Origin of the sequence: Phenylobacterium sp., assembly GCF_036963605.1 — a bacterium.
GTDB lineage: Bacteria > Pseudomonadota > Alphaproteobacteria > Caulobacterales > Caulobacteraceae > Phenylobacterium.
On record NZ_JBALUY010000028.1, the window covers coordinates 25,045 to 37,813 of the forward strand.

At 68.1% G+C, this 12,769-nt stretch carries 14 protein-coding genes; 9 read left to right on the top strand and 5 right to left on the bottom strand.

Going from position 1 to position 12,769, the window contains the following annotated elements:
- A complete protein-coding gene (locus V7702_RS07225) occupies window positions 1–1,608 on the top strand; it encodes an alpha-glucosidase family protein (protein WP_335649463.1) in 1,608 nt (535 codons plus the stop codon).
- A 40-nt stretch (window positions 1,609–1,648) separates the two neighbouring features.
- On the top strand, window positions 1,649–2,749 hold the full coding sequence (locus V7702_RS07230) for an aromatic ring-hydroxylating oxygenase subunit alpha (protein ID WP_335649464.1): 1,101 nt from the start codon (window positions 1,649–1,651) through the stop codon (window positions 2,747–2,749).
- A 7-nt stretch (window positions 2,750–2,756) separates the two neighbouring features.
- On the opposite strand, the gene V7702_RS07235 is transcribed toward V7702_RS07230, so the two are convergent.
- Window positions 2,757–3,737: a hypothetical protein gene (locus tag V7702_RS07235; protein ID WP_335649465.1), complete on the bottom strand. Its 981-nt coding sequence runs from the start codon at window positions 3,735–3,737 to the stop codon at window positions 2,757–2,759.
- A gap of 74 nt (window positions 3,738–3,811) precedes the next feature.
- Here V7702_RS07235 and V7702_RS07240 point away from each other — a divergent pair, with 74 nt between their 5' ends.
- Window positions 3,812–4,609 (top strand): alpha/beta fold hydrolase, encoded by a 798-nt coding sequence (locus V7702_RS07240; protein WP_335649466.1) that lies wholly within the window; start codon window positions 3,812–3,814, stop codon window positions 4,607–4,609.
- Between the two features lie 3 nt (window positions 4,610–4,612).
- On the opposite strand, the gene V7702_RS07245 is transcribed toward V7702_RS07240, so the two are convergent.
- Window positions 4,613–5,239 (bottom strand): glutathione S-transferase family protein, encoded by a 627-nt coding sequence (locus tag V7702_RS07245; protein WP_335649467.1) that lies wholly within the window; start codon window positions 5,237–5,239, stop codon window positions 4,613–4,615.
- Between the two features lie 76 nt (window positions 5,240–5,315).
- On the opposite strand from V7702_RS07245, the gene V7702_RS07250 reads away from it, so the two are divergent.
- Window positions 5,316–6,977 (top strand): acyl-CoA dehydrogenase family protein, encoded by a 1,662-nt coding sequence (locus V7702_RS07250; RefSeq protein ID WP_335649468.1) that lies wholly within the window; start codon window positions 5,316–5,318, stop codon window positions 6,975–6,977.
- Here V7702_RS07250 and V7702_RS07255 read toward each other — a convergent pair.
- Both V7702_RS07255 and V7702_RS07260 read right to left on the bottom strand, forming a co-directional pair.
- Entirely contained in the window at window positions 6,974–7,582 is a 609-nt protein-coding gene (locus V7702_RS07255; protein ID WP_335649469.1) for a TetR/AcrR family transcriptional regulator, read from the bottom strand. The two genes, V7702_RS07250 and V7702_RS07255, sit on opposite strands and share 4 nt — an antisense overlap.
- A 115-nt stretch (window positions 7,583–7,697) precedes the next feature.
- Window positions 7,698–8,348, bottom strand: a complete 651-nt coding sequence (locus V7702_RS07260) for a TetR/AcrR family transcriptional regulator (RefSeq protein ID WP_335649470.1) — start codon at window positions 8,346–8,348, stop codon at window positions 7,698–7,700.
- A 415-nt stretch (window positions 8,349–8,763) separates the two neighbouring features.
- Here V7702_RS07260 and V7702_RS07265 point away from each other — a divergent pair, with 415 nt between their 5' ends.
- Entirely contained in the window at window positions 8,764–8,964 is a 201-nt protein-coding gene (locus V7702_RS07265) for a twin transmembrane helix small protein (RefSeq protein WP_335649471.1), read from the top strand.
- A 21-nt stretch (window positions 8,965–8,985) separates the two neighbouring features.
- Window positions 8,986–9,561: a cob(I)yrinic acid a,c-diamide adenosyltransferase gene (locus V7702_RS07270; protein WP_335649472.1), complete on the top strand. Its 576-nt coding sequence runs from the start codon at window positions 8,986–8,988 to the stop codon at window positions 9,559–9,561.
- A gap of 10 nt (window positions 9,562–9,571) precedes the next feature.
- Here the strand turns inward: V7702_RS07270 and V7702_RS07275 are convergent, their stop codons facing one another.
- Complete coding sequence (locus V7702_RS07275; RefSeq protein ID WP_335649473.1) at window positions 9,572–9,838, bottom strand: hypothetical protein; 267 nt, start codon at window positions 9,836–9,838, stop codon at window positions 9,572–9,574.
- A gap of 142 nt (window positions 9,839–9,980) precedes the next feature.
- On the opposite strand from V7702_RS07275, the gene V7702_RS07280 reads away from it, so the two are divergent.
- The 3 genes from V7702_RS07280 to V7702_RS07290 form a co-directional block, all read left to right on the top strand.
- The gene (locus V7702_RS07280) at window positions 9,981–10,730 is read left to right on the top strand and encodes an electron transfer flavoprotein subunit beta/FixA family protein (RefSeq protein ID WP_335649474.1); all 750 of its coding nucleotides are present in this window, start codon (window positions 9,981–9,983) and stop codon (window positions 10,728–10,730) included.
- On the top strand, window positions 10,730–11,662 hold the full coding sequence (locus V7702_RS07285) for an electron transfer flavoprotein subunit alpha/FixB family protein (RefSeq protein WP_335649475.1): 933 nt from the start codon (window positions 10,730–10,732) through the stop codon (window positions 11,660–11,662). The genes V7702_RS07280 and V7702_RS07285 overlap by 1 nt, the downstream gene beginning before the upstream one ends.
- A gap of 230 nt (window positions 11,663–11,892) precedes the next feature.
- Window positions 11,893–12,769 (top strand): 3-hydroxybutyryl-CoA dehydrogenase (locus V7702_RS07290; protein WP_335649476.1); only part of this gene is annotated, 877 nt, incomplete at its 3' end.

The window sequence follows — 12,769 nt, forward strand, 5'->3', positions numbered from 1 at the left end:
ATGGCCCCCTGGTGGAAGGGGGCGGTGGTCTACCACATCTACGTCCGCAGCTTCTTTGACAGTGACGGCGACGGCCATGGCGACCTTGCGGGCGTCATGGCCAAGCTGGACTATCTACAGAGCCTCGGGGTGGATGCGATCTGGCTCTCCCCCATCCACCCGTCGCCGAACCGCGACTGGGGCTATGACGTCTCAGACTATGACGACGTCCATCCGGACTATGGGTCGGTGGCCGATTTCCAGGCCCTGACACAGGCCGCTCACGCCCGGGGTCTGAAGGTGTTGCTGGACGAGGTGCTGTCGCACACTTCCGACGAGCACCCCTGGTTCGCCGCCAGCCGCGACGAAGGGGCCGATGGCGACAAGGCTGACTGGTATGTCTGGGCCGATCCCGCCGACGATGGGACTGCGCCCAACAACTGGCTGAGCGTCTTCGGCGGCCCCGCCTGGGCCTATCAGCCGGCGCGGCGACAGCACTATCACCACAAGTTCCTTCGCCAGCAGCCCAAGCTCAACTGGCGGCAGCCCAAGGCGCGGGAGGCCGCCCTGAAGGTGCTGGACACCTGGCTCGACCGCGGGGCCGATGGCTTCCGCCTGGACGTGGCCAACGCCTTCCTGCACGACGGCGAGCTGCGCCCCAACCCGGCCATTCCCGCCAGTGAGCGCGACCGGGCGGCCTGGGCGCACGCCAGCGACATGCAGCGCCACCTGTTCGACTCCAACCTGCCGGAGAACATCCCCCTCCTGGACGAGGTCCGCCGCCGGGTGGAGGCGCATGGCCCCGGCCGCTTCGTGTTCGGAGAGTTCTCGGAAGAAGAAGAGCGCTGCGGCGCCTACTGCGCCCCTGACGAGGGCCTGCACTCGGCCTACACCTTCGTCCTGCTGAAGGCCCGCCGAATGGCCGCCCAGGTGTTCCGCGAGCACTACGACACCCTGGCCGCCCACCCGGGCCACTGGCCGACCATTTCCTTCTGCAACCATGACGTCGCCCGCACGGTGAGCCGGTTCGGCGGGGCGGACGCCGGCCCGCCGGTGGCCAAGCTGATGCTGGCCCTGCTGATGGCCCTGCGTGGCACCATCCTGCTCTATCAGGGCGAAGAGCTGGGCCTGCCCGAGGCCGAGCTGTCCCGCAACGAGCTGCGCGATCCGGTGGGCGACCTCTACTGGCCGATCGCCAAGGGCCGGGACGGGGCGCGGACGCCCATGCCCTGGCAGGCCGAAGCCGCCCATCTGGGCTTTTCCAACGGCGCGGCCTGGCTGCCAGCCGCCGAAAGCCACCGCCCGCTGGCCGTGGATCGCCAGGAGTTGGATCCCAAGTCCACCCTGGCCTTCACCCGGCAGATGATCACCCTGCGCAAGGCCTCCCGCGCCCTGACCCACGGCGCGATCGAGTTCCTGGACACGCCCGAACCCATCCTGGCCTTTACCCGCCGCCATGAGGGCCAGGCGGTGGCCTGCGTCTTCAACATGAGCGGCCGCACCGCTCGGGCCGAGCACCCCGCCCTCAAAGGCGCCGAGATGCTGCCGGTGAGCTCAGGCGCAGCCGAGCCCCTACCCGGCGGCCTGGCGCTGGGCGCCTATGCCTGCCGTTTCCTGAAACTCCCCTGATGACAGGTGCAGGGACCGCAAGGCCCCGATAGAAGACGCCATGGCCGAAGGCGACAGCAAGACCCCCTCCGCGAGAGCGCCCCGCTTCGGCGAGGGCTTCCTCACCGACATCTGGTATTTCGCCGCCCTGTCGTCGGACCTGAAGCCCGGCAAGCTGCAGCGCTTCGAGATCCTGGGCGAGCCGATCCTGATCGGCCGGGGCCGCAAGGGCGAGGCCTATGCCGTGCGTGACATCTGCCCCCACCGGGCCGCGCCGCTGTCGGCCGGCAAGCTGACCGCCGAGGCCGACGGACGCGAAAGCGTCGAGTGCCCCTATCACGGCTGGCGCTTTGGCCTCGACGGCGCCTGCACCGCCATCCCCTCCCTGGTGGCTGACCAGGCCATGGACGTCAGCAAGATCCGCGTCCGCCGCTTTCCCGTGCGCGAGAGCCAGGGCCTGGTCTTCATCTGGATCAGCGCCGATCCGCGCTTCGACGGCGAGCCGGACATCGATCCGCCAGTCTTTCCCGGCGTGGTGGGTGGCAAGCCCAAGCTGGTCGACCGCATGGATTTCGACGCCCATATCGATCACGCCGTCGTGGGTCTGATGGACCCGGCCCATGGCCCCTATGTGCATCAGCAGTGGTGGTGGCGCTCGGCCAAGAGCCAGCACGAAAAGTCCAAGCCATTCGAGCCCAGGGAAGCCGGCTTCGCCATGGTTCGGCACGAGCCGTCCAAGAACAGCCGCGCCTACGCCATCCTCGGCGGCCAGCCTCTGACCGAGATCACCTTCCGCATTCCGGGCCTGCGCTGGGAGCATGTGACGGTGGGCCGCCGCCAGGTTCTTTCGCTGACCTGCCTGACGGCGCTGTCGGAGAAGAAGACCCGCATCACCCAGATCGTCTGGTCCGACCATCCGGCCTTCTGGCTGATGAAGCCGTTGATCGCCGCAGGCGCCCGGGCCTTCCTGCGCCAGGACGGCGACATGGTGAACCTGCAGAACGAAGGCCTGCGCTACGATCCCAGCCTGTTGTGGATCGATGACGCCGACCGCCAGGCCAAGTGGTACCAGCAGCTCAAGCGGGAATGGGCTCAGAGCCGTCGGGAAGGCCGGGCCTTCGTCAACCCGGTGGAGCCGGCCCGCCTGCGTTGGCGCAGCTGATCTTGGCTCAGGCGGCCTCGGCGGCCGGACCCGTGAGCTCGATCGGCGCAAAGCCCCCTTGCAGGGTCCAGCACATCCGCGCGCCGAGCTGAGCCGCCAAGGCCATGGGATCGCCCTGTTCGAAGGGGGTCGCCGCGGCCTGGGTGTGGGTCAGGGTCATCTGCAGGATCGGATGGCGGGCGAACAGCCCCGTAGCGGCGTCGCGAAGCTCGGCGTGGACCACCACCTCCACCGCGTCCAACGGCAGGAACCCGAGCATCTCCAAGCCGTAGCGAAGGGCCGCGGCGCAGACATTGGCCCCATGGAGCTGATGGCGCTTGCCCAGAGCCATAGGTCGGAACACCGCCCGCCCCTGGGGCTGCCGCTCGGCCTCTTCCGCCGGCAGCGCGGCCAGGTCGTGGGCCTCGATCTGGATCTGGAACCGCCCCTTGGCGGGAACCGTGAAGCGGAACCGCTCCACCGCGCCAAAGACTTCGGCCAGGCTCGTCTGCGCCGTCAGGGCTTCGTTGATGGTCCGCAGGTCGAGTTCGGCCAGCTTGCCGGCGAAATCGATCTCCGTGTTCTGGACCTGAGCCTCGCGCCAGGCCTTGCGGTAGGCGGCCTCGTCTTCCGATGCGGCCTCGGCCACCCGGGCCGCCAGTTGCCGGCGCTGGTCGCGATCTGAGCCAAACAGCTGGGCCAGCCATCCCGGCTTGTAGCTGTGAAGCGCGCGCCGCGCCTCGGCCTCCAACTCATGGGTTCGCACCACCTCGATCCGCGGGCGCGCCGCCACCGCGGCCCAATCACGGGGGCGATAGGGCCGACGGTGGCAGAGGGTCAGCTTGGCGACGGCCTCGCTCAGGGCCTCGGCTTCCGCCGCCGAACCGACGCGGCCTTCCGCCACGGCGAAGCGTTCCTGCTGGGTCTTGGCGAGAGCCGCGCGCTTTGCCTCGCGCTCGATCCGGTCCATGGTGAACTCGATCGACTGATCCGGGCACATTTCGTCCATAAGGCTCTCCCTACCGTCACCCGCTCTTCGTCGGTTTGAGCCACTATCCAAGAACAGTGTTTTCAGAGCGTTTAATGCCGACATTTTTTAGCCGCGGCGTCGAGATCGCCTTCGATGACCATTCGCCCCAAGGGGAGGCCGAGCGGACCATGGTGCTGGTCCATGGCTTCACCTCGAATCGCAAGGAGGGCTGGCGACGTACCGGCTGGTACGCCGCCCTGGAGCGACGGCGCGCGCGATGCGTCGCCCTCGACCAGCGGGGCCACGGGGAAAGCCAGAAGCTCTATGAACCGCAGGCCTATCAGCGCGACGTCCTGGCCGGCGACATCATCGCCCTGCTCGACCATCTGGAACTCGGTCAGGTCGACCTGTTCGGCTATTCCATGGGCGCGCGCACGGCGCTGGCCGCCGCCCTGGCCGCGCCGGACCGCATCGGCAACCTGATCCTGGGCGGGGTGGGCGAGCGCCTGCTGGAGCCGCGGACGCCGGGCTCGCCGGTGGACGCCATGGCCCAGGCCATGCTGGCGGAAGATCCGGAGACGATCAGCCATCCCATGCTGCGCAGCTTCCGCCACTTCGCCGACGAGCAGGGCGAGGACCGCCGCGCCCTGGCGGCTTTCGTCCGCGCGGAGAACCCGCCCCTGGATGTCGAGGCCATGGGTCGCCTGCCGGTCCCGGTGCTGGTGATCGCCGGTCAGCGCGACGAGGGCGCCGGCGATCCAGACGGCTTGGCGCGGGCCTTTCCGGAGGGACGGGGTATTACGGTGGTGGGCTGCGACCACTTCTCGGCCATTCCCCACGCGCTCACCAAGGCGGCGGTGTTCGACTTCCTCGACGGGATGCTTGACGATCCCTTCGCCGACCGCTTCTAGGCCCTAGCGCCCGAGGGCGTAGGGGCCGCCACGTTCGATGGCCGCCTTATAGGCCGGCCGGTCGTGCAGGCGGTTGAGCCAGGCCTCGGCGTTGGGGTAGCCCGGCAGCTTGCCGAAGGCCCGGGCGACCTCGCCCACAAAACTCATCTGGATGTCGGCCCCGGTCAGGGCCTGGCCCATCAGATAGTCGCGGCCGGCGAGGGCCTGATCGACATAGGATAGATGGTTGTCCACCTCGCTCTCGATCCGCGGGTGCAGGGGCGCGCCGGCTTCGCCCAGGCGCATGACATACATCTGCAGCATCAGCGGCAGCATGGCCGAGCCTTCGGCATAGTGCAGCCATTGCAGATAAACTTCATAGTCAGGGTCGCTCGCCGGCGGCTGCAGCTTGCCCGCCCCGTGGCGACGAATGATGTAGTCGATGATGGCCCCGGACTCATGCACTGTGGCCTGGCCGTCGGTCACTACCGGTGACTTGCCCAGCGGATGGACCGCACGCAGTTCGTCCGGCGCGAGCCTGGTCTTGGCGTCGCGCTCATAGGCCTTGATCTCGTATTCGACCCCCAGTTCCTCCAGCAGCCAGAGGATGCGCTGCGAGCGCGACTCGTTGAGGTGATGGACGACGATCATGGCGGCTCCCGGGGCTTGGCTTACATCGTATAGGCGTCGGGCGTGACCGGCGGCAAGCGGGGCCTATAGTGACCCCATGACCTCCGACCCTTCCCTCGACCGCATCGCCGCCGCCCCTGCCCGCCTACTGGCCGCCGCAGAGGTCGCCGAGGCCTGCATGGCTGAGGCCCGGGTGAACCTGGCCGCCCGGATCGCGCCGGAGGGCCGCCTGGACCGCCACATCCTGGACGCCGAGCAGCGGGCGGCCCATGGCTTGGCCTGGGCGGCGGCCTATGCCGAAACCCTGCGCCAGACCGCCGACTGGGCGGCCGAACTCGAGCGGGCCGGGACCTGGGACGAGGCGAGCGCGCGACCGGCCCTGCTATTGGCGCACGAATATCTCAGCCAGCTCGCCGGCGGCCTGCCCATGAGTCAGGGCGAGATGGCGCGCCCGGTCGATCTGGGCTTCGATCCGGCCAGGCTCATTCCCGCCATCGCGGCCCTGGCGCCCGACGCCACGCCGTCGGCGCGCCACCGCATCGTCGAGCTCCTGGCGCAGGCCCGGGGGCGGCCCTCCCTGGAGGCGAGCGGCCTGGACGACACCCATCAGGCGATCTTCGCGCAGTTCACCGGCTTCGCCGCTGCGAAGATCGCCCCCTTCGCCCACGGCTGGCACCTGGCCGACCAGCTGATCCCGCTGGCCCTGATCGACGAGCTGGCCGGCCTGGGGGTCTTTGGCCTCACCCTGCCGGAGGATCATGGCGGCGCGGGCCTGGGCAAGGTGGCCATGTGCGTGGTCTCCGAAGCCCTCTCCCGGGGCTATATCGGCGTCGGCTCCCTGGGCACGCGCTCGGAGATCGCCGCCGAGCTGATCCTGGCCCACGGCACGGCCGACCAGAAGGCCCGGCTCCTGCCGGCCATCGCCTCGGGCGCCATGCTGCCCACCGCAGTGTTCACCGAGCCGGAGGCCGGCTCGGACCTCGCGTCCCTGCGCACCCGGGCGGTGCGGCAGGACGGCGCCTGGCGGGTCACCGGCGCCAAGACCTGGATCACCCATGCCGCGCGGGCCGACCTGATGACGCTGCTGGTTCGCACCGATCCGAACAGCCGTGACCATCGCGGCCTATCCATGCTCCTGGCCGAGAAGCCGCGGGGCGACGACGGCGATCCCTTCCCGGCGCCGGGCATGGACGGCGGAGAGATTGCGGTCATCGGCTATCGCGGCATGAAGGAATACGAGATCGCCTTCGACGGCTTCGCGGCGCCGGAAGACGCCCTGCTGGGCGGCCAGGAAGGGCAAGGCTTCGTGCAGCTCATGGCGACCTTCGAGTCGGCCCGCATCCAGACCGCGGCCCGGGCGATCGGCGTGGCGCAGAACGCCCTGGACCTGGGCCTGGACTACGCCCTGGCCCGCCACCAGTTCGGGCAGCCCCTGGCCGCCTTCCCCCGGGTGGCCGACAAGCTCGCCATGATGGCGGCGGAAATTCTCGGCGCCCGGCGGCTGGCCTGGTTTTCAGCCCGAACCAAGGACGCCGGCCGGCGCTGCGATCAGGAGGCGGGCATGGCCAAGCTGATAGCTGCGCGCATCGCCTGGGCCTGCGCCGACAACGCCCTGCAGATCCACGGCGGAACGGGCTTCGCCGTCGAACAGCCGGTCAGCCGCCTGCTGGCTGACGCCCGAATCCTCAACATCTTCGAAGGCGCCGGCGAGATCCAGGCCCAGGTGATCGCCCGCCGCCTGCTGGATGGCGGCAACTAGTTGGCGATGGGTCGGAAACCGCGGGCCACCAGGGCGATCTGCTGCTCCATATTGGCGCTCATCCGCTCAGGGCCGGCGTTCTCCCAGGCCGCCAGACGATAGTTCCAGGCATAGGCGGCCATCAGGGTGTCGACGATCATGTCCAGGTCGAGGCCGGGATCGACATCCCCCCGGTCCTGCCCCTCGGCGACACAGTCGCGGATCGAGCCGCGCAGTCGGGGATTGCGGCCGTAAGGGATGTTGGAGCCGCCCGGACGCCAGCTATAGGCGGCCGCGATATGGGCCAGAAACAGCTGAGTCCGCCGGGTTTCGAAGGCGAAATGCAGGGCGAAGATCGAGGAGAGCCGGTCGGCCGTGGAGCCGCGCAGATGCGGCGTCACCCGGTCCAGCTCCCCATAGAGGTCGTCCAGCCGCTCCTGCATCACCTGGCTCAGCACCTCGGCCTTGGACGAGAAGCAGGTGAAGACGCTGCCGACCGCCACGCCCGCCTGGCTGGCGATCTCGCGGACGGTCGTCTCTTCGTAACCGACGGTTTCGAAAAGGTCCCGGGCGGCGTCTAGCACACGACGCCGCGTCGCCTCTTTCTGAGTCTGACGCAGATTCAAATTTTCCCCCCAAGCGCGCTCTATCGGCGCGTCCTGAACTAGAGCCCGCCTCTAGCAGACGCGCCGAGGGCCTAACCGGCAAGGAACTTTAAGTTGTGCGGGGCCGGCGAGGCGATCAGCCCCGGCGGGCGCCGGCCAGGATGACGCGAATCTGGTCCCGCGAACGCGCCTGCAGCGCCTCAAGGCTCCAGCCGCCGAAGATCGCCTGCGGATAGTTGGCCAGATAATTGTCGAACAGCATCTGGCTGCGGAGCTTGATCTCGCATTCCTGCGACAGCTCGCCGCGTTCGACCCCCAGCGCCAGTTGCTCGCCGAAGAGGTCGATGATCTCCTGGACCGAGGACAGGGCTCGAAGGGCCTGGCCATCCTGCCAGGACCACGACATGCCAAGCGCAGCGCGGGCCAGGGGCATCTGGGACTTGTAGAAGCCGTAGCCGGCGCTGAACGCCTTGAGCAGGGCGTCGTCCACCGTGCGGCTGCGGCTGGCGGCCTCGGTCATGGCCTCGACCACGGCGGCCAGGTCGGCGGTCATGATCTCGCGGAAAAGCTCGGACTTGTCGGCGAAGTTGGCGAATACGGCGCCGGTGGACATGCCGGCGGCCGCCGCGATGTCGCGGATCGTCGCGCCTTCGTAGCCTTCGGTGCTGAACAGCTCCCGGGCGGCGGCGAGCACCTTGGCCCGCGTCTGCTGTTTCGCCAGGGCCCGGCGAGTGGGCATCCGGACGCGGGTCTCGCTCTGACCTTCCACGGCGGCGACGTGCTTCATGGTTCGATACTCCGATGGCCGTGGCGGGGGGACCGACGGCGCTGGCGCAGGCCCTCGCCACACAAAAAGGCGAGGTGACTGAGCGCTGATATGGGATTCTCTTAGCGCCGCGCCAAGCCGCTTCGCAGTGGAAGCGTTCAGCGAGCGCGTTCAATTACCCGCGTTATAACAAAGTTCGCACACGCCATACCTGAAATGAGGCAGGGGTGCGGCGCGACCGACCGTCGCAGCACTTTATCCAGCACCAGAAGGGTTAACTCACAATGACGAGCACCGAGGGAGGCCAAAGCCCAGGATTGAACCGGACTCGCTGAATAGGATCAACCAATTGCGCGATTGCGACGCGCAATCAGATTGGCGCGCGACCCCAGAAAACCCTACATAATAGGGCTCCGCTAGCTCCGAGCCCGAGATCATGAATCAGCTGTTCGCCCTTTTGATCCCCGCCAGCCTGCTGGCTGTGACCCTGGCCCTGGGCGTTGGAATCTTCGCCCTGTTCCGCGGGGGCGATTTCGGTCGGTCCTATTCCAACAAGCTTATGCGCCTGCGAGTCGTCCTGCAGGCGGCCGCCGTGCTCATCCTGGTCACCGCGGTCTGGTGGCGGCACAACGGATAGGCTGGGGACAGGCGAAGCCAAATGGTCGTTCTGAACCGCATCTATACCCGCACCGGCGACGACGGCGCGACGCGCCTGGCTAATGGCGTCCAGGTGGCCAAGACCGACTTGCGGGTCGAGGCCTATGGGGCGGTGGACGAGACGAACGCCTGCCTGGGCCTTGCGCGGCTCCACACCACCGACGACGCCGATCTGGACCGCATCCTGGGCCGCATCCAGAACGACCTCTTTGATCTGGGCGCCGATCTGGCCAATCCACCATCCTCCGACGAGGACCCCGCGCGGGTGCTGCGGATCAGCGATGGTCAGGTGGCGCGCCTGGAGCAGGAGATCGACGGCATGAACGCTGCGCTGGCGCCGCTGACCTCCTTCGTGCTGCCGGGCGGCTCAGCGGCGGCCGCAGCGCTCCATCAGGCCCGCACGGTCTGTCGGCGGGCCGAGCGGGCGGCCGTGGCCCTGGCCGCCTCGGCGAGCGTCGGCGCACCGGCGCTCAGATATCTCAACCGGCTCTCGGACCTGCTGTTCGTCGCCAGCCGCCGAGCCAACGACAATGGCCAGGGCGATGTGCTCTGGGTCCCCGGCGCCAACCGTGGCTGAGATCGCGCCCCTAGGGGGCCGGCGCGTCAGCCGCTGCGGCCTCGGCCCGGATCTTGGCGGCCGCGGCGGCCTTGCGCTCAGGGATGGTGCGGCCGGTGATGTCGGAGATCAGCACGGGGCGGGCGCAGACGCGACCGTCCGGGTCCCACCAGTCGCCCTGCGCCTCACAGCGCTCGGCCGGCCAGACATAATATCCGTGGTAGCCGAAAATGGCGACCAGGGAGAGGACGAAGGCCCCGAGGAAAACCAGCTTCAGGCGGTCAATGATACGGCTCATAGGCAGCCTCATATTCGGGCTTTTTTCCTCTGGCTAGGGCCGACGAGGGCGCAAATCGCCTCCTCCGCCCGACTTGCAATGCGCGCGGGAAACGTTATGCCCCATGCGACCCATTCTTCCCCAAAGCGAATTTGAGGCCCTCATGAAGGTGTTGGTCCCGGTCAAACGGGTAATCGATTACAACGTCAAGCCGCGGGTTAAGTCGGACGAGACCGGCGTCGACCTCGCCAACGTCAAGATGTCCATGAACCCCTTCTGCGAGATCGCCGTCGAAGAGGCGGTGCGTCTTAAGGAAAAGGGCGTGGTCACCGAGGTGGTGGCCGTGTCCATCGGCCCGGCCCAGGCGCAGGAAACCCTGCGCACGGCGCTGGCCATGGGCGCCGACCGCGCCATCCTGGTCCAGACCGACGCCGACCTGGAGCCCCTGGCTGTGGCCAAGGTGCTGAAGGCGGTCATCGACGAAGAGACCCCGAACCTGGTGGTCATGGGCAAGCAGGCCATCGACGGCGACAACAACGCCACCGGCCAGATGCTCTCGGCCCTGCTGGGCTGGCCGCAGGCCGCCTTCGCTTCGAAGCTCGAAATTTCGGGCGACAAGGCCACGACCACCCGTGAAGTGGACGGCGGCCTGCAGACCATCGAAGCGCCGCTGCCGGTGATCATCACCGCCGACCTGCGCCTGAACGAGCCGCGCTACGCCTCCTTGCCCAACATCATGAAGGCCAAGAAGAAGCCCCTCGACACCAAGGATATCGCGTCCTTCGGCATCGATACGGCGCCGCGCCTGAAGGTGATCAAGGTGGCCGAACCGCCGAAGCGTGGCGGCGGCATCAAGGTCGAAACCGCGGCCGATCTGGTCGCCAAGCTCAAGAATGAAGCGGGGGTGCTCTAATGGCCGTACTCGTCATCGCCGACCTGAACGCCGGCGCGCTCAGCGACAACACCCACAAGACCGTCTCGGCCGCCAAGGCCATCGGCGGCGACATCGACGTCCTGGTCGTCGGCAAGAACGCCAAGTCCGCCGCCGAGGCCGCCGCCAAGATCGACGGCGTCCGCAAGGTCCTGCTGGCCCAGAGCGACGACCTGGGCCACGGCCTGGCCGAGGCCATCGAGGCCGTGGTGGTTCCGCTGATGTCCGGCTACGACGCCGTGCTGACGCCGGCCACCTCGCAGGGCAAGAACTTCTCGCCCCGCATCGCGGCCAAGCTCGATGTCTCGCACATCTCCGACGTGGTCGAGGTGGTCGACGCCTCGACCTTCGTGCGCCCGATCTATGCGGGCAACGCGCTGGAGACCGTCCAGTCGTCTGAGGCCAAGAAGGTCATCACCGTCCGTCCGACCGCCTTCAAGGCGGCTGGCGAAGGCGGCTCGGCCTCGGTGGAGGATATCGATGCCGGCGCCGGCGCCGGCGCCACCAAGTTCGTCGGCGAAGAGATCGTGAAGTCGGAGCGTCCGGAACTGACCGGCGCCAAGATCGTGGTCTCCGGCGGTCGCGCCATGGGCTCGGCGGAAGAGTTCCAGAAGGTGATCGAGCCCCTGGCCGACAAGCTGGGGGCCGCCGTCGGCGCCAGCCGCGCGGCCGTGGACGCCGGCTACGCCCCCAACGACTACCAGGTCGGCCAGACCGGCAAGGTGGTGGCGCCGGAGCTCTACATCGCCATCGGCATTTCGGGCGCCATCCAGCACCTGGCCGGCATGAAGGACTCCAAGGTCATCGTCGCGATCAACAAGGACGGCGACGCGCCGATCTTCCAGGTCGCCGACTATGGCCTGGTGGCCGACTACAAGACCGCCGTGCCTGAACTGATGTCGGCCCTCGGCTGAGGCTGAAGTCACACTCAGAGCTTCCAGCGAGGCGGCGCCCCCGGGCGTCGCCTCGTTTCGTTTTCGCCTCCGTTTTGTTCGCAAGTGCGGCTTTCCGGGCACAAACCGAGGGCCGATCACATTGCGGCGCAGCATAAAGACCTTGGCGAGCCCGCCGTCCCCCATGTTAGAAAGCCGTCACAGACCAGAGGCGGCCCTGAAGGCGGCCCGCAGATTTGGGGCGAGTGGACATGGTTGAGATCAGATCGGTGGGCGTGATCGGCGCCGGCCAGATGGGCTCCGGCATCGCGCATGTCTGCGCCCTGGGCGGCTATGACGTGCTGCTGCACGATGTCAGCGCCGAGCGGATCGACTCCGGCCTGACCCATATCCAGCACGCCATGGCCCGCCAGGTTTCCCGCGGACTGATCGACCAGGCCGCCATGGACGCCGGCCTGGCCCGCATCAAGGCCGCCCCGGAACTTCAGGCGGTAGGCGGCTCGGACCTGGCCATCGAGGCCGCCACCGAGAACGAAGAGGTCAAGAAGACCATCTTCCGCGCGCTGTCGCCGCACCTTGGCCCTGACACCCTGCTGGCCTCCAACACCTCGTCGATCTCCATCACCCGCCTGGCCTCGGCCACCGACCGGCCGGAGCGGTTCATCGGCCTGCACTTCATGAACCCCGTGCCGCGCATGAATCTCGTGGAGATCATCCGCGGCATCGCCACTGGGGCCGAGACCTACGAGACCGCCGTCAACTTCGCCCGGTCGCTGGGCAAGACCACCGCCAACGCCGAGGACTTCCCGGCCTTCATCGTCAACCGCGTCCTGGTGCCGATGATCAACGAGGCGATCTACACCCTGTACGAAGGCGTCGGCACGGTGGAGGCCATCGACACGGCCATGAAGCTGGGCGCCAACCATCCGATGGGCCCGCTGGAACTGGGGGACTTCATCGGCCTGGACACCGTCCTGTCGATCATGAACGTGCTCTATGACGGCCTGGCCGACTCCAAGTACCGCCCCTGCCCGCTGCTGGTGAAGTATGTCGAGGCCGGCTGGCTGGGCCGCAAGGCCGGCCGCGGCTTCTACGACTATCGCGGCGAAAACCCCGTCCCGACCCGCT